This window comes from Kitasatospora gansuensis (assembly GCF_014203705.1).
GTDB lineage: Bacteria > Actinomycetota > Actinomycetes > Streptomycetales > Streptomycetaceae > Kitasatospora > Kitasatospora gansuensis.
In genome coordinates, this window is record NZ_JACHJR010000001.1 from 2,558,772 (window position 1) to 2,578,415 (window position 19,644).

Annotated in this window: 13 protein-coding genes; 3 read left to right on the forward strand and 10 right to left on the reverse strand. The window is 72.4% G+C overall.

Annotated elements, in window-relative coordinates:
• Positions 1 to 150 precede the first annotated feature (150 nt).
• Positions 151 to 960, forward strand: a complete 810-nt coding sequence (locus F4556_RS11135) for a class I SAM-dependent methyltransferase (RefSeq protein ID WP_246510996.1) — start codon at positions 151 to 153, stop codon at positions 958 to 960.
• Between the two features lie 60 nt (positions 961 to 1,020).
• Here F4556_RS11135 and ftsH read toward each other — a convergent pair whose 3' ends face one another.
• The 7 genes from ftsH to nsdA form a co-directional block, all read right to left on the reverse strand.
• On the reverse strand, positions 1,021 to 2,940 hold the full coding sequence (gene ftsH, locus F4556_RS11140) for an ATP-dependent zinc metalloprotease FtsH (protein ID WP_184913879.1): 1,920 nt from the start codon (positions 2,938 to 2,940) through the stop codon (positions 1,021 to 1,023).
• Positions 2,941 to 3,019: 79 nt separating this feature from the next.
• Entirely contained in the window at positions 3,020 to 3,568 is a 549-nt protein-coding gene (locus F4556_RS11145) for a GNAT family N-acetyltransferase (protein ID WP_184913881.1), read from the reverse strand.
• A 64-nt stretch (positions 3,569 to 3,632) separates the two neighbouring features.
• Positions 3,633 to 5,198: a signal recognition particle protein gene (ffh, locus tag F4556_RS11150; protein WP_184913883.1), complete on the reverse strand. Its 1,566-nt coding sequence runs from the start codon at positions 5,196 to 5,198 to the stop codon at positions 3,633 to 3,635.
• A 99-nt stretch (positions 5,199 to 5,297) separates the two neighbouring features.
• On the reverse strand, positions 5,298 to 7,721 hold the full coding sequence (locus F4556_RS11155; RefSeq protein ID WP_184913885.1) for a [protein-PII] uridylyltransferase: 2,424 nt from the start codon (positions 7,719 to 7,721) through the stop codon (positions 5,298 to 5,300).
• Between the two features lie 97 nt (positions 7,722 to 7,818).
• Positions 7,819 to 8,157, reverse strand: coding sequence for a P-II family nitrogen regulator (locus F4556_RS11160; RefSeq protein WP_184913887.1), 339 nt, complete (start codon positions 8,155 to 8,157; stop codon positions 7,819 to 7,821).
• The gene (locus tag F4556_RS11165) at positions 8,157 to 9,464 is read right to left on the reverse strand and encodes an ammonium transporter (RefSeq protein ID WP_184913890.1); all 1,308 of its coding nucleotides are present in this window, start codon (positions 9,462 to 9,464) and stop codon (positions 8,157 to 8,159) included. The genes F4556_RS11160 and F4556_RS11165 overlap by 1 nt, the downstream gene beginning before the upstream one ends.
• A 366-nt stretch (positions 9,465 to 9,830) precedes the next feature.
• On the reverse strand, positions 9,831 to 11,285 hold the full coding sequence (nsdA, locus tag F4556_RS11170; RefSeq protein ID WP_184913891.1) for a transcriptional repressor NsdA: 1,455 nt from the start codon (positions 11,283 to 11,285) through the stop codon (positions 9,831 to 9,833).
• A 479-nt stretch (positions 11,286 to 11,764) separates the two neighbouring features.
• Here nsdA and F4556_RS11175 point away from each other — a divergent pair, with 479 nt between their 5' ends.
• On the forward strand, positions 11,765 to 12,445 hold the full coding sequence (locus F4556_RS11175) for a bifunctional DNA primase/polymerase (RefSeq protein WP_184913893.1): 681 nt from the start codon (positions 11,765 to 11,767) through the stop codon (positions 12,443 to 12,445).
• Between the two features lie 168 nt (positions 12,446 to 12,613).
• Here the strand turns inward: F4556_RS11175 and ftsY are convergent, their stop codons facing one another.
• Positions 12,614 to 13,774, reverse strand: a complete 1,161-nt coding sequence (gene ftsY / locus F4556_RS11180) for a signal recognition particle-docking protein FtsY (RefSeq protein ID WP_184913895.1) — start codon at positions 13,772 to 13,774, stop codon at positions 12,614 to 12,616.
• A 93-nt stretch (positions 13,775 to 13,867) separates the two neighbouring features.
• Between ftsY and F4556_RS11185 the strand changes: the two genes are divergently transcribed.
• Positions 13,868 to 15,352 (forward strand): purine-cytosine permease family protein, encoded by a 1,485-nt coding sequence (locus tag F4556_RS11185; RefSeq protein WP_184913897.1) that lies wholly within the window; start codon positions 13,868 to 13,870, stop codon positions 15,350 to 15,352.
• Here F4556_RS11185 and smc read toward each other — a convergent pair.
• Together smc and F4556_RS11195 are read right to left on the reverse strand one after the other, a co-directional pair.
• Positions 15,339 to 18,929, reverse strand: a complete 3,591-nt coding sequence (gene smc / locus F4556_RS11190; RefSeq protein ID WP_184913899.1) for a chromosome segregation protein SMC — start codon at positions 18,927 to 18,929, stop codon at positions 15,339 to 15,341. The genes F4556_RS11185 and smc overlap by 14 nt on opposite strands.
• Before the next feature lie 224 nt (positions 18,930 to 19,153).
• The gene (locus F4556_RS11195) at positions 19,154 to 19,357 is read right to left on the reverse strand and encodes a hypothetical protein (protein WP_184913900.1); all 204 of its coding nucleotides are present in this window, start codon (positions 19,355 to 19,357) and stop codon (positions 19,154 to 19,156) included.
• Positions 19,358 to 19,644: the final 287 nt, after the last annotated feature.

Genomic DNA, 19,644 nt, shown 5'->3' on the forward strand with positions numbered 1-19,644 from the left:
GGGGAGCGCCGGGGGCGCACCGACCCGGCGCGCGGACACCGCCCGGCACACCTCTGGACGCCGGAGCCCGGGCGCTGTTCGCTGGTCTCGGGGCGGGACTCTGGGGGGCGCATTGGCATACGAGCACCCAAGGACCGGATGGAGGCCGCGATGGCTTCGGCGCAGGTGACCGGCACGACCTCGGAGCGATCACACACACCCGCATGTACCGGCCCGCACAGTCGGGCCAGGGACTGGGCGGAGATCCAGGAGCGGATGCTCGTCCCGCTCTACCAGGCCGTCTACGAGCGGTTGGAGGTCGGTCCGGCGACGTCTCTGCTGGGCTTCGGCTGCCGGTCCGGACTGGCCCTGCTGCTGGCCGCCGAGCGGGGTGCCCAGGTGGCCGGGACGGAGTCGGACACCGAGCTGCGCGAGCTGGCCCAGGGCCGTCGGTTGCAGGTCCAGGAGGATCCCCGGACGGCGCAGTCCGTCGCCCGGTCGGCCCACTCCCTGGTCACGGTTTTCGAGCAGTTGCAGACCACCCCCTCCCCCGGCCGACTCGTGGCCGCCGCCGCCCGGCGGACCCTGACGGGCGGTCAGCTGGTGCTGGCCTCCTGGGGGCCGCCGGAGCGATGCGAGAGCGCCGCCGTGCTGGAGGTCGCCCAGCGGCAGGCGGGGCGTACGCCAGGACGTGACCCGTTCGCGCTCGGCGCGCCCGGGCGGCTGGAGGGGCTGCTCGCCGCCGCCGGGCTGCGGCCGGCCGGGGGCGGCCGGGTGACCTGTCCGTTCGCCTACCCCGATCTGGACAGCGCGGTCCGCGGGATGCTCTCGACCGGGCTGTTCGACCCGGCGGTGGCGGCGGCGGGGTCGGCGCTGGTGGTGAAGGAGCTGGAGGAGGCGCTGCACCCGTTCGTCCGTCCGGACGCCTCGGTCCGGATGGTCAACGTGTTCCGCTACGTGGTCGGCGAACGGGTGAACTGAGCGCGATCCGACGACGAAGGGGCGCGCCCGGCAGCGGACGCGCCCCCTCGCTCCTCTGCCTCAGGCCAGGTCGAGCGCCTTCCGGTCGACCCCCGCCGCCCGGTACGCGGCCTCCTCGTCCAGCGTCTCCGCCTCCAGCAGCGCGGCGGCCAGCGCGTCCAGCTGCGGCCGGTGCTCCTTCAGCAGCCGGAGCGCGTCCTCGTAGCACTCGGCGACGATCCGCCGGGTCTCCTCGTCCACCGCGTCCAGCGTGGTGGGGGCGGCCGAGAGCCCGTACGCGCCCTGGGTGTCGTTGGGTACGGCGGTGAGCCTGCCCACCCGTTCGCTCATGCCCCAGCGTCCTGCCATGCCGCGGGCGATGTTGGTGACCTGCTCCAAGTCGCTCTCCGCGCCGGTGGTGATCACGCCGTAGACCACCTGCTCGGCGGCCATCCCGCCGAGCGCGCCGATGATCCGGCCGCGCAGGTAGGGCTCGGTATACGAGTACCGGTCGGTGTCCGGGGTGGAGAGCGTGACGCCCAGGGCCCGGCCGCGCGGCACGATGGTGATCTTGCGGACCGGGTCGGCGCCCGGCTGCAGCATGCCGAGCAGCGCGTGCCCGCTCTCGTGGTACGCGGTCCGCTCGCGCTCCTGTTGCGGCATCACCAGCGGGCGGACGGCACCCAGTTGGACCTTCTCCAGGGCGTCCGAGAGGTCGGTCGGGTTGACCTGGTCCTGCTTGCGCTTGACCGCGAGCAGGGCGGCCTCGTTGACCAGGTTGGCCAGGTCGGCGCCGGTCATCCCGGGGGTGATCCTGGCGACCTGGCGCAGGTCCACCTCCGGCGTGAGCGGGACGGTCCGGCTGTGGATCGCCAGGATGGCGGCCCGGCCCTCCCGGTCCGGCGGGCTGACGGTGATCCGGCGGTCGAAGCGGCCGGGGCGCAGCAGCGCCTGGTCGAGCACCTCGGCCCGGTTGGTGGCCGCGATCACGATCACGCCCTCGGAGCCGGAGAAGCCGTCCATCTCGGTGAGGATCTGATTGAGCGTCTGCTCCCGCTCGTCGTGGCCGCCCATCCCCCCGCCACCGCCGCGCTGGCGGCCGATGGTGTCGATCTCGTCGATGAAGATGATCGCGGGCGCCACCTTCCGGGCCTCGGCGAAGAGTTCGCGGACCCGGCTGGCGCCGACGCCGACGATCATCTCGATGAACTCGGAGGCGGAGGCGGAGAAGAACGGCACATCGGCCTCACCGGCCACGGCCCGCGCCAGCAGGGTCTTGCCGGTGCCGGGCGGCCCGGCCAGCAGGACGCCACGCGGCATCTTGGCGCCGAGCTTCCGGTACTCCTGCGGGTTCTTCAGGAAGTCGACCACCTCGGTGAGTTCGGCCTCGACCTCGTCGATGCCGGCCACGTCGGCGAAGGTGGTGCGCTTGCCGTCCTCGGGGGTGACCGGCTTCGGCGGGGCCTTCCGGCCGAAGCCGGCACCGCCCATCCCGCCGGCCATCTTCCGGGCCACCAGCACCCAGATCAGCACCAGCAGCAGCATCGGGGCGAGCGAGAGCAGCAGGTTGGCCAGGAAGCTGCGTTGCTGGACCACGGGCTCGGCGGTGACGGTGACGTTCTGCTGCTGGAGGGTGGTCCAGAGCTGGTCGTCGGCGAAGGCCGGGCGCTGGGTGGTGAACTGGGTGTAGTCCCCGCGGCCGCCGTCCGGCTTGGGGGCGGCGGCCTTCAGGGTGCCCTCGATCGCGTCGCCCTTGGAGTAGATCTTGGTGATGTTGCCCTTGCCGAGCTGGCTGTTGAACTCGGTGTAGGACACCGTGGTGCCGCCCTTGCCGCCGAAGTAGTTCAGCAGCAGTTCGGCGAGCAGAAAGACGGCCAGCGCGGTGAGCAGCAGCCGGATCCAGCCGCCGGGCATCTTCCGGCGCGGCGGTGGCGGTGGTGGCGCTCCCTCGGACCGCCAGGGCTGGTCGGGGTTCTGACGGGGCGGTACGGGATTACTCACCCATCGGACAATACGGACATACCGTCAGGCCGACCAAGCCGCAACGCCGCCATCCGACCGCCGGCGCCGCCCACCGCCCTCAGCGAGCGGACGTGATCCCCGGCCACTCCTCCGCCGTCAGGGCGAACCGCTCGTGGTCGCGCCAGGCGCCGTCCAGGAACAGCATCCGGGGCGTGAAGCCCTCGTGCCGGAAGCCCAGGCGGCGGGCCAGCGCGATGGAGCGCTCGTTCGAGGGCTGGACGTTGATCTCCAGCCGGTGCAGGCCGAGGCCGCCGTCGGTCAGCGGCCCGAAGCAGCGGTCCACCACCAGCCGCATGCCCTCGGTCATCCGCCCGGTGCCCGCGTACGGCAGGTAGGAGTCGTAGCCGAGCGCGGCGTTGCAGAACCGGCCCATCACGATGTTGGCCACGTTGCACTTGCCGACCAGGTCACCGGTGGCCAGGTCGACGATCAGGAAGGTCCGCAGCCCGGGGCCCTGACGCTCCAGCAGTTCGGGCAGGCCGTCCGGTTCCACCGGGTTCCACCGCCCGACGTGCTCGGCGGAGCGGCGCACCGCCACGGCGTACGGACCGGCGTCGGCTGTCATCGGGGGTCGAATCGTCACTCGCACCCCTCCATCATCGAACATGCCGCCAACAGCGCGACGGCCCGCCACCCCCGACCGGGGTGACGGGCCGTCGGCCGTGGACCGCTCAGAGCAGGTCCTTGAACTCCTTGGGCAGCTGGAAGTCGGCCGGGCCCTTGCCCGCGCCGAGGCCGAACGCGCCGCCGTCGGCGGGCGCGGCCGGGGCACCGGGGCCGAGCGCCTTGCGCTCGGCGGCCGCCGCCTCCTCCTGGGCCCGCTTCAGCGGGTTGCCGGACTTCTTGCGGCCCTTGGCGGGCTGCGCCTTCTTCAGCGCCTTCTTGCCGCCGCCACCCATGCCCGGGATGCCCGGCATGCCGGGGATGCCCTTGCCGGAGGCCATCGCGGACATCATCTTGCGGGCCTCGAAGAACCGCTCGACCAGGTTGCTGACCTCGCCGACCTGGACACCCGAGCCCTTGGCGATCCGCAGCCGGCGCGAGCCGTTGATGATCTTCGGCTCGGTCCGCTCGGCGGGCGTCATCGACTTGATGATCGCGCCGACCCGGTTGACGTCCTTGTCGTCGATGTTGTTGATCTGGTCCCGGATCTGGCCCATGCCCGGCAGCATGCCGAGCAGCTTGGAGATCGAGCCCATCTTCTGGACCTGCTCCAGCTGGGACAGGAAGTCGTCCAGCGTGAAGTCCTTGCCGCCACCCTGCAGCTTGGAGGCCATCTTCTCGGCCTCGGCCTGCGAGAAGGTCTGCTCGGCCTTCTCGATCAGCGACAGCATGTCGCCCATGCCGAGGATCCGGGAGGCCATCCGGTCCGGATGGAAGGCGTCGAAGTCGTCGACCTTCTCGCCGTTGGAGGCGAACATGATCTGACGGCCGGTCACGTGCGCGACCGACAGCGCGGCACCACCGCGGGCGTCACCGTCCAGCTTGGACAGCACCACACCGGTGAAGTCGACGCCCTCGAGGAAGGCCTGCGCGGTGGTCACCGCGTCCTGGCCGACCATCGCGTCGACCACGAACAGGACCTCGTCCGGGTCGACCGCGGCGCGGATGTCCGCGGCCTGCTGCATCAGCTCGGCGTCGATGCCCAGGCGGCCCGCGGTGTCGACGATGACCACGTCGTACTGCTTCTGCTTGGCGTACTCGATCGAGTCGCGGGCGACCTGCACCGGGTCGCCGACGCCGTTGCCCGGCTGCGGGCCGTAGAACGCGACGCCCGCGCGCTCGGCCACCACGCCGAGCTGGGTCACCGCGTTCGGGCGCTGGAGGTCGCAGGCGACCAGCAGCGGGGTGTGCTTCTGGCTCTTCAGCCAGTGACCGAGCTTGCCCGCCAGGGTGGTCTTACCGGCACCCTGCAGACCCGCCAGCATGATGACGGTCGGGCCGGTCTTGGCGTAGCGGAGGCGTCGGGTCTCGCCACCGAGGATGTTGATGAGCTCCTCGTTGACGATCTTGACGACCTGCTGCGCCGGGTTCAGCGCGCCGGTGACCTCGACGCCGAGCGCGCGGTCCTTGACCTGCTTGATGAAGGCCCGGACCACCGGGAGGGCGACATCCGCCTCCAGCAGGGCGATCCGGATCTCGCGGGCGGTGGCGTCGATGTCCGCCTCGCTGAGGCGGCCCTTGCCCCGGAGGTTCTTGAACGTCGCTGCGAGGCGATCGGAAAGAGTGTCGAACACGTCGGTCGCGGGTCCCTTGCGGCATCGGTACGGGTACGGTCGTCGCCCCCAGGGTATCCGGCCGCTTCACCAACGGTCCCCACCCCGGTCGAAACCCGGCTACCCCAGCGCCGCCTGCACCGCCACGGCCACCTCGCGGGCCCGTTCGGCGGTCAGCGGACGGCCCGCCGGATCGGTCACGTAGAAGGCGTCCACCGCGTCCGCGCCGAGGGTGGAGACGTGCGCGGTACGGACCCGGACGCCCGCCGCGTCCAGCGCCCGGCCGATCCGGTGCAGCAGGCCGGGGGCGTCGTGCGCCCTGACCTCCAACACGGTGGCGCTGCTGGACGCGCCGCCGGGCGCGACCGAGACCACCGGCGGCGGGGTGGCGATCCCCCGGCGGCGCGGCGCGGCCGCGTCCCGCTCGGCCAGCTTGCGGGCCACGTCCAGCGAACCGTCCAGCGCCCGGCGCAGGTCGGCCCGCAGCCTGGCTCCCTCCGGGAGCTCGCCGTACTCGGCCGCCACCGTCCAGGACAGCAGCAGCACCGGACCGGCCCCGACCGGGTCGAGCTCGCGCAGCCCGGCCGAACGGACCGTCAGCCGGTGCAGTGCCAGCACCCCGGCCACCGTGCCGAGCAGTCCGGGCTGGTCGGGCAGCGCCAGGGTCAGTTCGACGCCCATCGGCTCGGTGGCGAACGAGTCCTGCTGGGTCTGCGCGAGCAGGGTCAGCGCCGGGCCGCCGGTCCGGCCCGCCTCGACCGCGAGCCGCTCCTCCTCGGCGGTCGGCTCGGCGTCCGCCGGGTACGAGCTGCCGCCCGCCAGCCGCTCGGCCGCCCGCTCGGCCAGGCCGCGTACCAGCGAGGCCCGCCAGCCACTCCAGGCGGCCGGTCCGGTGGCGGTGGCGTCCGCCTCGGTCAGCGCGTGCAGCAGCTCCAGGTGCGGCAGGGTGCCGACCACCTTGGTGATCAGGTCGACGGTGGCCGGGTCGTCCGGGTCCCGCCGGGTCGCGGTGTCCACCAGGGTCAGGTGGTGCCGCACCAGCAGCGCCAGGGTGTCGGTGTCGGTCTTGTCGAAGCCCATCCGGGCCGCCACGTCCCGGACGATCACCTCACCCGCCTCCGAGTGGTCGCCCGGCCAGCCCTTGCCGATGTCGTGCAGCAGCGCGGCCACCAGCAGCAGGTCGGGCCTGGCCACCCGGCGGGTCATCGCGGCGGCCTTCACCGCCGTCTCGATCAGGTGCCGGTCCACCGTCCAGCGGTGCACCGCGTTGCGCTGCGGGCGGCAGCGGACCCGCTCCCAGTCCGGCAGCAGACGGGTGATCAGTCCCTCCGCCTCGTACGCCTCCCAGACCGGGATGGCCGCCTCCCCCGCGCCCAACAGGGTGATCAGCTGCTCCCTGGCCTCGTCCGGCCAGGGCACCGGCAGCGGCCTGGCCTCGGCGGCCAGCCGGCGCACCGTGGCGTAACCGACCGTCAGACCGGCCTGCGCGGCGGCGGCCGCCGCGCGCAGTGCCAGCACCGGGTCCTGCCCGGGGCGGGCGCCCTGGGCGAGCACCGCCTCGCCGTCCTGCTCGACCACGCCCTCGGCCAGCGGCCTGCGGTCCACCACGCCGCGGGCCACCGCGCCGCTGCCCCGGCCGACGCCGGTGAACGGGAAGGCCAGCCGGGAGACCCGCCGGCCCCGCCCGCTGCGGGCGGCCAGCACGCGTTCGACGGACCGCCAGGTGACGTCCCCGGCGTAGCTGATGGTGCGGGCGGCCTCGTAGACCTGCCGGAGCAGGATGTCGGCGTCCAGCACGCCGAGCCGGGCGGCCACCTGGTCCTGCTCCTGCAGGGCGAGCCGTTCGGTGGCCCGGCCGGTGGTCAGGTGCAGCGCGTCCCGGACGTCGGCGAGCCGGGCGGCGGCCGCCTCCAGGCCGTCCCTGGGGGCGTCGGCCAGCCAGCTGGCGGCGATCGCGTTGAGGGCCACCACGTCCCGCAGGCCGCCCCTGGCCTCCTTCAGGTCGGGCTCCAGCAGGAACGACAACTCGCCGTGCCGCTCTGCCCGTTCGAGACAGGACCGGCGCAGTTCGGGGAGCCGCTTCGGCGCGGTGGCCCGCCAGTCCGCCAGGACCTGCGAGCGCAGCCCAGCGGTCAGTTCCGGGTCACCGGCCAGGTGCCTGGCGTCCAGCAGGCCGAGCTGGGCCTTGAGGTCCTCGGCGGCCACCGCGCGGGCCTCGGCGGGGGTGCGGACCGCGTGGTCCAGCGCGGCGCCGCCGTCCCAGACGGGGTACCAGATCCGCTCCGGCAGCGCGGGGTCGATCGGGCCCGAGTGCAGCAGCACCACGTCCAGGTCGCTGCGCGGGGAGAGCTCGCCGCGGCCGTAGCCGCCGACCGCCACCAGCGCGGTTCCTGACGGGGCGCCGGCCGCCGCGTACAGGCTCGCGAGCCAGTCGTCGGCCAGCCGGGACAGTGCCGTGCGGCGGGCCACCCCGCCCAGGCCCGGCTCCGCCAGCAGGCGGGCCCGGGCGGCGGCGTACTCGGAGGGCTGGTCGGTGCTGGTCACTGCGAGTTCCCCGTCCGTCGATGCTGCGGGACATACGCGTCCGGCGGACCGGCCGCCCCGAGGGGTGGCCGGCCCGCCAAGGGCCTTGCGTGAAATGCTAGATCGCGTCGGGGCCGCGCTCGCCGGTCCGGACCCGGACGACGGTCTCGACCGGGACGCTCCAGACCTTGCCGTCACCGATCTTGCCGGTGCGGGCGGCCTGCACCAGGACGTCGATGACCTCGTCGGCCGTCTCGTCCTCGACCAGGATCTCGACCCGGACCTTGGGCACCAGGTCGACGGTGTACTCCGCGCCCCGGTAGACCTCGGTGTGGCCGCGCTGCCGGCCGTAGCCGCTGGCCTCGGTGACGGTCAGGCCGTGCACCCCCTGCTCCTGGAGCGCGGTCTTGACCTCGTCCAGCCGGTGCGGCTTGATGACTGCGGTGATGAGCTTCATCAGGCGTCGACCTTCTTCTCGGCGGTGGGAGCGGCGGCGGCACGGCCCAGGCTGGCGCCGACGGCGCTGAAGTCGTAGGCGGACTCGGCGTGTTCGGCCTGGTCGATGCCGGCCACCTCGACGTCCTCGGAGACCCGGAAGCCGATCGTCTTGTCGATCGCCTGGCCGAGCAGCCAGGAGACGACGAAGGAGTAGGCACCGACCACGGCGACGCCCATCGCCTGCTTGCCGAGCTGCTCGAACCCGCCGCCGTAGAAGAGGCCCTGCGCGGTCTGGCCGACGTGGCCGGTGGCGAACAGGCCGATCAGCAGCGAGCCGATCACACCGCCGACCAGGTGCACGCCGACCACGTCGAGCGAGTCGTCGAAGCCCCAGCGGTACTTCAGGCTGATCGCCGCGGCGCAGGCCGCACCGGCGATCAGGCCGATCGCGATGGCACCGAGCGGGCTGACCGAACCACAGGCCGGGGTGATCGCGACCAGACCGGCGACCGCACCGGAGGCGGCGCCCAGCGTGGTGAACGCGCCGTGCTTGATCTTCTCGTAGGCGAGCCAGCCGAGTACCGCGGCGGCGGTGGCCACCTGGGTGTTGATGAAGGCCATGCCCGCGACACCGTTGGCGGCCAGCGCCGAGCCGGCGTTGAAGCCGAACCAGCCGAACCAGAGCAGACCGGAACCGAGCATCACCAGCGGGAGGCTGTGCGGACGCATCGGGTCCTTCTTGAAGCCGATCCGCTTGCCGAGCACCAGGCAGAGCGCCAGGCCCGCCGCACCGGCGTTGATGTGCACCGCGGTACCACCGGCGAAGTCGATCACGCCGTTGCGGTCACCGAGCCAGCCGCCGTTGCCGCCGTCGAAGAAGAACACCCAGTGCGCGACCGGGAAGTAGACCACCGTCACCCAGAGCCCGATGAACAGGCCCCAGGCGGCGAACTTGGCGCGGTCCGCGACGGCACCGCTGATCAGCGCCGGGGTGATGATCGCGAACATCAGCTGGAAGGCGGAGAACGCGGTGACCGGAATGGTGCCGGTGATGTCGTTCAGGCCGATGCCCCGCATGCCCAGGAAGTCGAGGTTGCCGATCAGACCGGCACCCGCGTCCGGGCCGAAGGCGAGCGAGTAGCCGTAGAGAACCCAGAGCACGCTGACGATCGCGAGCGAGATGAAGCTCATGACCAGCATGTTGAGCGTGCTCTTGACCCTGACCATTCCGCCGTAGAAGAAGGCCAGGCCAGGGGTCATCACCATGACCAGGGCCGCACAGATGAATACAAAGGCGGTATCGCCCGCGCTGAAGCCGTCCGGCATCGGCGTCTCCTCGTGAATGAATGCCGCTCCACCCGCAGGATCCCTGTCCCGTGCCACCCGGGGTGTCGGCGATGAAGAGGAGAGTGCCGAAGGCTGATTTCGGACGATGCGGCTCGGTGTTTCGCGGCCGTGACGGGCCACACCACGACGTTACGAGGAGATGAACTACGGCCGCGCCATGACACGCCATGAGTTACCGTACGGCCGCGACGTACGGCCCGTGCCCGGACGATCACCGACCGTGGGGCCACCGGGGCTGCGGGGGCGGGGGAGCCCAGTCGCGTGCGAACCTGTGGTGACCCCACGGCCGGGGCACGGGGGCGGAGTTGGCCGAAACCGAACCGTGATGGCGGCCGGCCCCACGGCTCAGCCGGTCGGTACGAACTCGGGGATGTCCTGCACCACCAGGTCGGCCAGCTGACCCACCTCGGCGACGTCCTTGAAGTTCCGGGTGGCGGCGGCGGAGGTCTTCCTGATCCGGGTGTTCAGGCGCTCGGAGCGGACCCGGGTGGCGATGTCCACCGCCTGCTTGGCCATCACCACGGCCTGCTCCGGCTCGTTCTGCAGCAGGTGCACGCTGGACATGCCGATCAGGTTGAACGCGTAGCTGCGGATGTGGTCCGGGTCCTCCCGGAACAGGTCCACCGCGCGCTCCATCACCGGCGCGGACATCGAGGCGTACAGCGGGCTGCGGGTGGTGTGGTACGCCAGGTCGCGGAAGGAGTGGGCGTTCTCCGCGTTCAGCTCGGCCAGCGAGAAGAACTTCAGCCAGTCCGGGTCGTTGTCGCCCCGGCCGCAGTCGCTGAAGGTGTCCTCGGCCAGCCGGGCCGCCCGGGCGCAGCGGTTGACCTCGCCGATGGTGGAGTAGGCCCGGGCCTCCATCGCGAACAGCAGCGACTGCTGGCGCGGGCTGGCGCTGTCCCGGCTGCCGTACTGGGCCAGGTGGATCAGCTCCAGGGCGTCCTCGCCACGGTTCAGGTGGATCATCTGGCGGCTCATGTCGGTCAGGATCTGCGCGCCGAACGGCCGGTCCCCCGCCTCCTTGGCCGCGTGCAGCGCCAGTACGTAGTACTTCTGCGCGCTCGGGTGCATGCCGACGTCGTACGACATCCAGCCCGCCAGGTGGGCGAGTTCGGCGGTGAGCCGGAACAGCCGCTTGGTGGTCTGTTCGGGGTAGCTCTCCTGCAGCAGGTCGGTGACCTCGTGCAGCTGGCCGACCACGGCCTTGCGGCGCAGGCCGCCGCCGTTCTGCGCGTCCCACTGACGGAACATCACCGTGGTCTGCTCCAGCAGCTGGAGCTCGGGCTCGGAGAGCCGGCCGGAGAACTGCTCGCCACCGGAGGCCGCCGCCAGGATCGGGGTCGGGGTGCCGCCCTGGTTCGGCGCCAGCCAGCGCTGCATCGGCTCGATCAGCGCGGCGCCCGCCGTCAGCGCCAGCGAAGTGCCCAGGAAGCCACGGCGGTTGAGCATCAGGTCGCTGCGCGAGTACTCGCTGATCAGCTGCACCGTCTGCGGCGCGCTCCACGGCAGGTCGACGCCGCTCTCCACGGTGCTCACCGGGACGGCGGTGCGCAGCCCGAGGTCCTCGATCGAGACCACCGAACCGAACCGCTCGGAGAACAGCTGGGACATGATCTTCGGGATCGGCTCCCTGGGCTGCTCACCGTCCAGCCAGCGGCGCACCCGGGAGGTGTCGGTGCTGACGTGGTGCGCCCCGATCTGCCGGGCCCTGCGGTTCACCTGACGGGCCAACTCACCCTTGGACCAGCCGCTCCGGCCGAACCACGAGGTCAGCTTCTCGTTCGGTTGCTTCTCTGCCATGGGAACGTCCCCATCCCGCCCGGCCCCGCACAAGAGGCCCCGCTCGTCTTCGCCCGCTTCGCCCGCCTCTTACCCGCCCGAATGTGGACGGTCCGCTGCGTTCCGTGTGCTGAACGTAACGCGACAACCGCCATCCGGGGGAGCATCACCCGAGAATCGCCACCTTTCGCCACCCCCACGAGTGAACTACGCGAGGGCACCGCGCGCTTCACTGGTAGTCAACGAAGCAGCGGCCCAACTCGCCGAGCTCATAGGGATCTTGACGGCCGGACAGGCCACCGGCCAGGAAGGGGACTCCCATGCAGCACCGACGATCCGGCATCCGTGACACCGGTGCAAGGAGCCTCCTGACCCTGACCGCGCGAATCGGAGCACTCCGGTTGCTGCGCGCCGCCAACGCGCGACCCGCTTCACGCCGGACAATCGACGGACCGTCACAGTCCCGTAACCACCGGCAATCCGAACCTGTTGGGGGAGGCATGGACAACCTCTTCGGCGAGCTGCGCTTCGGCTCCCGCCGCCGCCTGCGCGGTACCGCGTTCGAAGCGGCCGCGGAGTACACCGGCCGCTGGGGCTGGGCGGTGACGATCGGCACCGGCACCACCCGCGCCGACGGCCGCTGCAGCTGCCAGGCCGCCCACTGCGCCGCACCCGGCCTGCACCAGGGGCTCGGCCCCGCGCACACCGTCGACCCCGCCACCGGCGCGGGCGCCGCCGACCTGAACCGGCTGCGCGGCGGTGAGACCGCCCTGCTGCTGCCGACCGGCCACTCCTTCGACGTCCTCGACGTCCCCGCCCAGCCCGGCCTGCAGGCCCTGGTCCGACTGGAACGGATGGGCACCCAGGTCGGCCCCGTCCTCGGCCTGCCGACCGGCCGCCTGCTCTTCTTCGTGGCCCCCGGCGCCGCCCAGCGACTCCCCGAACTCCTGTACCGGATGGGCTGGGACGACACCACCCTCGACCTCGCCTGCCACGGCGAGGGCGACTACGTGGCCGCCCCGCCCACCGTCCTCGGCCCCCTCGGCCCGGCCCGCTGGCTCCGCCACCCCTGTCGCGACAGCGCCGCCTGCCCCCCGGAGGCCCGCCTCCTGCTCGGCACCATCGCCTACGCCTGCCACCGCACCCGCGAGCGCACGGCCGAACCGGCCTGGACGGCCTGACCGCGTTGCTCGGCCAGAGCTGACCAGGGGCTCGGGGAACTGCGACGCCGACCTCGTACAAGGTGATCCGTGCGTAGCGGGTCAGGCACTTTCGCAGTGACCCACACGCCAGATCTCGTCGCCGTTCCCCGAGCCCCTGGATAGTGCAACCTCGGGCTCCGCCGGACGCTAGTCCCCGATGAGCGCGTCCACGAACGCCCCCGCCTCGAACGGCGCCAGATCGTCCGCACCCTCGCCGAGCCCGATCAACTTGACCGGCACGCCCAGCTCCCGCTGCACCGCGATCACGATCCCGCCCTTCGCGGTCCCGTCCAGCTTGGTGAGCACGATCCCGGTGATGTCCACCACCTCGGCGAACACCCGCGCCTGCACCAGCCCGTTCTGGCCGGTGGTGGCGTCCAGCACCAGCAGCACCTCGTCCACCGGACCGTGCTTCTCGACGACCCGCTTGACCTTGCCGAGCTCGTCCATCAGGCCGGTCTTGGTGTGCAGCCGGCCTGCGGTGTCGATCAGCACGGTGTCCGCGCCCTCGGCGATGCCCTCCTTGACCGCGTCGAACGCGACCGAGGCGGGGTCACCGCCCTCGGGGCCGCGGACGGTGGCGGCGCCGACCCGCTCGCCCCAGGTCTGCAGCTGGTCGGCGGCGGCCGCGCGGAAGGTGTCGGCGGCGCCGAGCACCACCTTGCGTCCGTCGGCGACCAGCACCCGGCCGAGCTTGCCCGAGGTGGTGGTCTTGCCCACACCGTTCACGCCGACCACCAGCACCACGGCCGGACGGCCGTCCTCGTGCTTGGCGGTCTTCAGCGAACGGTCCGCCTCGGTGCCGATCAGGGCGACCAGTTCCTCGTGCAGCAGGGCCCGCAGCTCGTCGGGGGTCCGGGTGCCGAGCACCTTCACCCGGGTGCGCAGTCGCTCCACCAGCTCCTGGGTGGGCGTCACGCCGACGTCGGCGGTGAGCAGGATCTCCTCGATCTCCTCCCAGGTGTCCTCGTCGAGCCGCTCGCGCGAGAGCAGCGTGAGCAGGCCCTTGCCGAGCGAGTTCTGCGAACGGGAGAGTCGGCCGCGCAGCCGGACCAGTCGCCCGGCGGTGGGCTCCGGCACCTCGAGCGCGGGAGCAGCCGGCGGGAGCGTCACCTCCTCGACGGTCTTGACCGGCTCGGGAGTCGGTACGGCTGACTCCTCGCCGATCCCGGGCTCGCGCGGGGGCGTGATGACGGGCGCCTCGGCCTGGGGAGGCAGTTGCTTACGTCGTCTGCCGCTGACGACGAGGCCCGCGATCGCACCGACGGCGACCACGGCGATGACTACGGCAAGGATCAGATATTCCATAACGGGACCCAGTATCCGCGACAGACCCGTCCCCGAGAACGGGGACATTCGCCCCTTATGACTTATCCGGGGCAACCTATACCTTTTTGTCCCATGAGCGAGAAGCACGCCGTCGAGACCCGCGGCATCGAACCCGTCCCCGACAGCGAGCGCCACGGCCGGGTGCGCGAGCTCTTCCACACCTGGTTCGCCGCCAACATCAGCGTGCTGCTGCTCACCATGGGCGCCGGACTGATCGTCTTCAACGGCCTGAACCTCTGGCAGGTCCTGCTGGTCGCGCTCTGCGCGGCGGTGGTCTCGTACGGGATCGTCGGGCTGCTCACCGTCTCCGGCAAGTGGGGCGGTGCCCCGGCCATGACGCTCTCCCGCTCGGTCTTCGGCACCCGGGGCAACCTGGTGCCGGGCGCGGTGACCTGGGTGGCCCGGTTCGGCTGGGAGACGGTGAACGCCGTCACCGGCGCGTACGCGCTGCTCTCGGTGCTCGACCTGCTGTTCGGGATCAGGAGCAACACCGCGCTGATCGTGGTCACCCTGCTGCTCTTCGTCGGCACCACCTTCCTGGTCTCCGGCCTCGGCCGGAACGCGCTGCTCTGGTGCAACCGCTGGTCGGCGTACCTGTTCGGGATCTTCAGCGTGCTGGTGCTCGGCTACCTGGTGGCCACCGTCGACTGGTCGGCCGTGTTCAGCCGGCCGTCCGGCACCACCGCGATGGTGATCGCGGGCATCGGCACCATCGCGGCCGGCGGGCTCAGCTGGGCACCGTCCGGCGCGGACTTCGCCCGCTACCTGCCGCGCGGCACCCGCAGCCGGGGCATCGTCGGCACCGCGATCGGCGGCGCGGGGGTCGTGGTGGTCCCGATGGTGCTGATGGGCGCCGTGATGGCGGTCGGCACCCCGGACCTGGCCACCGCCTCCGACCCGGTCTCCTTCATCGGCGACCTGCTGCCGATCTGGCTGGCGGTGCCGTACCTGCTGATCGCACTGGTCGGGATGGTGCTGATCAACAGCCTCTCGATGTACTCGGCCGGCTTCACCGCGCAGACCATGGGCGTGAAGCTGCCGCGGGCCTGGGCGGTCTCCATCAACGCGGTGATCAGCCTGGTCGGCGGTCTGCTGCTGATGCTGGTGGCGACCAGCTTCTACGGCTCGTTCATCACCTTCCTGACCATCCTGGCGGTCTCCTTCTCGGCCTGGATCGGCGTCTACGGCGCGGACATGCTGCGTCGATACCGAGGGGGCCGCCACCGCCAGGGCCGGACCCGCTACGACGAGGCCGCGCTGCTCGACACCACCCCGCGCAGCGCGTACTGGTTCAAGGGCGGGTTCTGCTGGCAGGCGCTCACCGCCTGGGTGCTGGCGATCGGCACCGGACTGATGTTCACCCGGGCCGCGCTGAGCCCCACCGACGTCTGGTTCGCCGGCCCGTGGGCGGACAGCTGGATCGGCCGCAACGGCCTGGCCTGGGTGGTCACCATCGTCGTCGGCGCGCTGGTCTACTCGCTGCTCCCGCAGGCGAGCACGGGTGCCGTGGAGACCGAGCCGGAGCCCGAGCAGCCCCACGCGCTCATTCCGAGCTGACCTGGGCCTCCGAGGACTGCCGGGGCACCGCGCGCGCCGGACGCTCGCGGTGCTCCTCGCGCAGCCGCTGGCTGATCACCTGGGAGATCCCGTCGCCCTTCATGGTGACGCCGTACAGCGCGTCCGCCGACTCCATGGTGAGTTTCTGATGGGTGATCACGATCAGCTGTGAACTCTCCCGCAGCTCCTCCATGATGGCGATCAGCCGGCGCAGGTTGGTCTCGTCGAGGGCCGCCTCCACCTCGTCCATCACATAGAACGGGCTGGGGCGGGCCTTGAAGATCGACACCAGCAGCGCCACCGCCGTCAGCGAGCGCTCACCGCCGGAGAGCAGCGAGAGCCGCTTCACCTTCTTCCCCGGCGGCCTGGCCTCCACCTCCACCCCGGTGGTCAGCATGTTCTCGGGGTCGGTCAGCACCAACCGCCCCTCCCCGCCCGGGAAGAGCCGCGAGAACACGCCCTCGAACTGCGCCGCCGTGTCGTGGTACGCGGCGGTGAACAGCTGCTCCACCCGGACGTCCACGTCCTTGACGATCTCCAGCAGGTCCCGCCGGCTCCGCTTCAGGTCGTCCAGCTGCTCACCGAGGAACTGGTGCCGCTCCTCCAGCGCCGCGAACTCCTCCAGCGCCAGCGGGTTGACCTTGCCGAGCTGCTGGTACGCCTTCTCGGCGGCCCGCAGCCGCTTCTCCTGCTCGGCCCGGACGTACGGGCGTGGCTCGCCCGGCTCCTGCCCTTCCTCCGGCAGCGGCGGGGGCACCAGCTGCGCGGGGCCGTACGCGGCGAGCAGCTCCTCGCCCTCGATGCCGAACTCCTCGAGCGCCTTGGCCTCCAACTGCTCGATCCGCAGCCGCTTCTCCGCCCGCAGCACCTCGTCCCGGTGGCCCGCGTCGACCAGCTTGTCCAGCTCGCCCTTGAGTTCACGGCCGTGCTCGCGGCCGGCCCGCAGCTCGGTCTCCCGCTCGGCCCTGGCCTGCTCCACCTCGGTCCGCTCGGCTTCGGCCCGGGTCAGCGAGACCTCCAGCCGGGCCAGCAACTGCCGCGCCCCGGCCGCCACCGCACCCGCCACCGCGGCCTCGTGGCGGGCCCGCTCGCGTCGTTCGGCGGCCCTGGCCCTGGTCTCCCGCTCGGCTCTGGCCGCCCGGTCGAGCTGGTCGGCCCGGCCGCTCAGGCCACGGACCCGCTCCTCGTGGGTACGGACCGCGAGCCTGGCCTCCAGCTCGGCCTGCCGGGACTCGGCGGCACCTCCGGCTAGCTCGTCCCGCCGGGCGCCGTCCGGCTCGTCCTCTCCGGAGTCGGCCAACTCCTCGGCCACCGCCAGCCGTTCGGTCAGCTCCTCGGCCGCCGCCAGCGCCTGGGCCAGCCCCTCCTCGGCGCGGAGTGCCGAGGAGGCCAGCCGCTCGGCCTCCCCCGCCGCCGCCCTGGCCTGCCCGCCGAGCCGCCCGAGCGCCCCGGCGACCCCGGCCCGCTCCTTCTCGGCGGCCCGCCGCCGGGCCGCCAACTCCTCCACCTCGGCGGCAAGTTCACGCTTCTCGGCGGCGACCGAGGCCAGCTCGCCGGCCAGCCGCTCGCACCGCTCGGCCAGCAGCTCGATCTTCCCGGCCGCCTCGTCCACCGCCGCCTGGGTCTCCAGCAGGCTCGGCGCCCCGGCCGCACCGCCCTGCGCGTAGCCGGTGCCGAGCAGGTCACCGTCCCGCGTGACGGCGGTCAACTCCGGACGGTCCCGCACCAGTTGGCGCGCCTCGTCCAGCCCGTCCACCACCACGGTCCGGGCCAGCAGCGCGGCCACCGCGGGCATCAGCTCGGCCGGGCCGGTCACCAGCTCGACCGCCCCGCCCCGCTCACCACCCACCGCCCCCGCTCCGGCGATCAGCAGCGCCGCCCGCCCGGCGTCCTCGCCACGCAGCAGCCGCAGGGCGGCCACCGCCGCGTCCAGCCCGTCCACCGCGACGGCCTCCGCCGCCGCGCCGAGCGCCGCCGCCACCGCCGTCTCGTACCCGGGCTCGACCTTGAGCAGTTCGGCGGCCGGGCCGAGCAGGCCGGTCAGCCGCTCCCCCGCCGCCAGCAGCGCCCCGCTGCCGTCCTTGCGCCGCAGCCCGAGCGAGAGCGCCTCGTGCCGGGCCAGCAGCCCGGCCCGCTCCCGCTCGGCCAGCCCGAGCGCGTCCCGGACGGCGGCCACCCCGGCCTCGGCCCCCGCCACCGAGGCCCGGGCCCGCTCGTACCCCGCGTCCAACTCCTCGCCCCCGGCGGCCTGTTCGTCCACTTGCGCCTGGAGCTCCTCGAACTCCGCCTGCGCCGCCTCGGCCCGCAGCACCGCCTCGTCCCTGGCCTCGGCCAGCCGGCCGATCTCGGCCGCCGCCCCGGCCGCCTTCGAGCGGGCGGCGGCGACCTGGCCCTGCAGCCGCGCCAGACCCTCCCTGCGGTCCGCGATGGCACGCGCCGCGGCCTTCAACCGGCCTTCCTCGGCCGCCAGTTCACGTTCCAGCTCGCCCCGCCGCTCGACTGCCTCGGCCAGCGCGTACCGCGCCTCCTCCAGCGCCTCGGTCAGCGCGGCCTCCTCCTCGCGGACCCGCTCGGCCTCCCGCTCCAGCTCCTCCGGATCCCGCCCGCGCCGCTCCTCGCCCTGCGCGCTGCTGACCGCGTGCCGTACCCGGGCCTCGGCCAGGCCGATCGTCCCCCTGGTCCGCTCGGCCAGCGCGGAGAGCCGGTACCAGGTCTGCCGGGTCTCCTCCAACTGCGGCCCGAGCTGCTGGACCTGGGCCTCCAGCACGGCTTCGCGCTGCTGCGCCCGGCTCAGCTCCTGCTCGACGGTGGAGCGCCGCAGCCGGAGCGCCAGCTCGTCCGCGATCTCGGCCTCGACCGCCTTGCGCAGGGTGAGCAGGTCGTCGGCGAGCAACCGCAGCCGGGCGTCCCGCAGTTCGGCCTGGATCCCGGCGGCCCGCCGGGCGATCTTCGCCTGCCGGCCCAACGGGCCGAGCTGGCGGCGCAGTTCGGCCACCAGGTCCTGCACCCGGTTGAGGTTGGCGGCCATCGAGTCCAGCTTCCGCAGCGCCTTCTCCTTGCGCTTGCGGTGCTTGAGCACCCCGGCCGCCTCCTCGATGAAGGCCCGGCGGCCCATCGGGTCGGCGTGCAGCACGGAGTCGAGCTGGCCCTGCCCGACGATCACGTGCATCTCCCGGCCGATGCCGGAGTCGGAGAGCAGCTCCTGGATGTCCAGCAGCCGGCAGGTGTCGCCGTTCAGCGCGTACTCGCTGCCACCGTTGCGGAACATCGTCCGGGTGATGGTGACTTCGGCGTAGTCGATCGGCAGCGCGCCGTCGGAGTTGTCGATGGTGAGGCTGACCTCGGCCCGGCCGAGCGGCTGGCGTCCGCTGGTGCCGGCGAAGATGACGTCCTCCATCTTGCCGCCGCGCAGCGACTTGGCGCCCTGCTCGCCCATCACCCAGCTGAGCGCGTCCACCACGTTCGACTTGCCGGAGCCGTTCGGCCCGACCACGCAGGTGATGCCGGGCTCGAAGCGCAGCGTGGTGGCGGAGGCGAAGGACTTGAACCCGCGCAGCGTCAGACTCTTCAGATGCACGCGCCCGCTCTCCTCACCTCGGCTTCTTCCTCCGTTTGCCGACTGTATCCGGCAGTGCGGACGACGAGCGGGGAGGCGGCGGTTTGGCCACGCCGGGGTTGGGCACTCTCCTGGCAAAAGGTTTCGGATACGACGAAGGGACGCCACGCGGGCGTCCCTCGAAAGCTGCGACCCCGTACGGGAAGCTCAGTGCGCAGCAGCGTCGATCAGTGATCGGGTCCGGATCAGGTGAGTGCCGGCTCCCGCTGATCCAACTCGATGCTGCTGAGCAGCGAGTGCTCGTCAGCGACAGCGATGAGTGCGTCGTTCTCCGCCTGCATCCGAGTGAGCTCGGACTCCAGGTCCTGGACGCGCTGCTGAAGCCGTCGCATCTCGGAAAGCATTCGCGGGTCGGGGCCGCCGACGTACCCGAGAAGCGCCTTTGCCATGATGAATGGTCCTCCACGCTGAGTGACCGAACCTTTGCGGTACAGGTCTAGGGGGAAGGTGAGTCACGCACCCGTCCGCGGGCCGGAAGTGCTGGCTGGGCACTACGGGAGAGCCGTGTGAGCTGGGCTCACGACGGCATGACCCTGCCGGGAGAACGCATATTGGTGCGCGGGCTTTCAGCGTCTCACCAAAGACGGTACGGGTCAACACGATCACCGCACGCTACCGCGACCCTGTCACCTGCATGGCGGGAAGGACACGCCGTGCGGCCGGGCGGGGGCCCATC

Bases quoted from the DNA above. Each gene is read 5' to 3' on its own strand.
- F4556_RS11135 (WP_246510996.1), top strand. From the start codon at position 151: ATGGCTTCGGCGCAGGTGACCGGCACGACCTCGGAGCGATCACACACA.
- F4556_RS11145 (WP_184913881.1), bottom strand. From the start codon at position 3,568: ATGTTCGATGATGGAGGGGTGCGAGTGACGATTCGACCCCCGATGACA.
- F4556_RS11160 (WP_184913887.1), bottom strand. From the start codon at position 8,157: ATGAAGCTCATCACCGCAGTCATCAAGCCGCACCGGCTGGACGAGGTC.
- F4556_RS11165 (WP_184913890.1), bottom strand. From the start codon at position 9,464: ATGCCGGACGGCTTCAGCGCGGGCGATACCGCCTTTGTATTCATCTGT.
- nsdA (WP_184913891.1), bottom strand. From the start codon at position 11,285: ATGGCAGAGAAGCAACCGAACGAGAAGCTGACCTCGTGGTTCGGCCGG.
- F4556_RS11175 (WP_184913893.1), top strand. From the start codon at position 11,765: ATGGACAACCTCTTCGGCGAGCTGCGCTTCGGCTCCCGCCGCCGCCTG.
- ftsY (WP_184913895.1), bottom strand. From the start codon at position 13,774: ATGGAATATCTGATCCTTGCCGTAGTCATCGCCGTGGTCGCCGTCGGT.
- F4556_RS11185 (WP_184913897.1), top strand. From the start codon at position 13,868: ATGAGCGAGAAGCACGCCGTCGAGACCCGCGGCATCGAACCCGTCCCC.
- F4556_RS11195 (WP_184913900.1), bottom strand. From the start codon at position 19,357: ATGGCAAAGGCGCTTCTCGGGTACGTCGGCGGCCCCGACCCGCGAATG.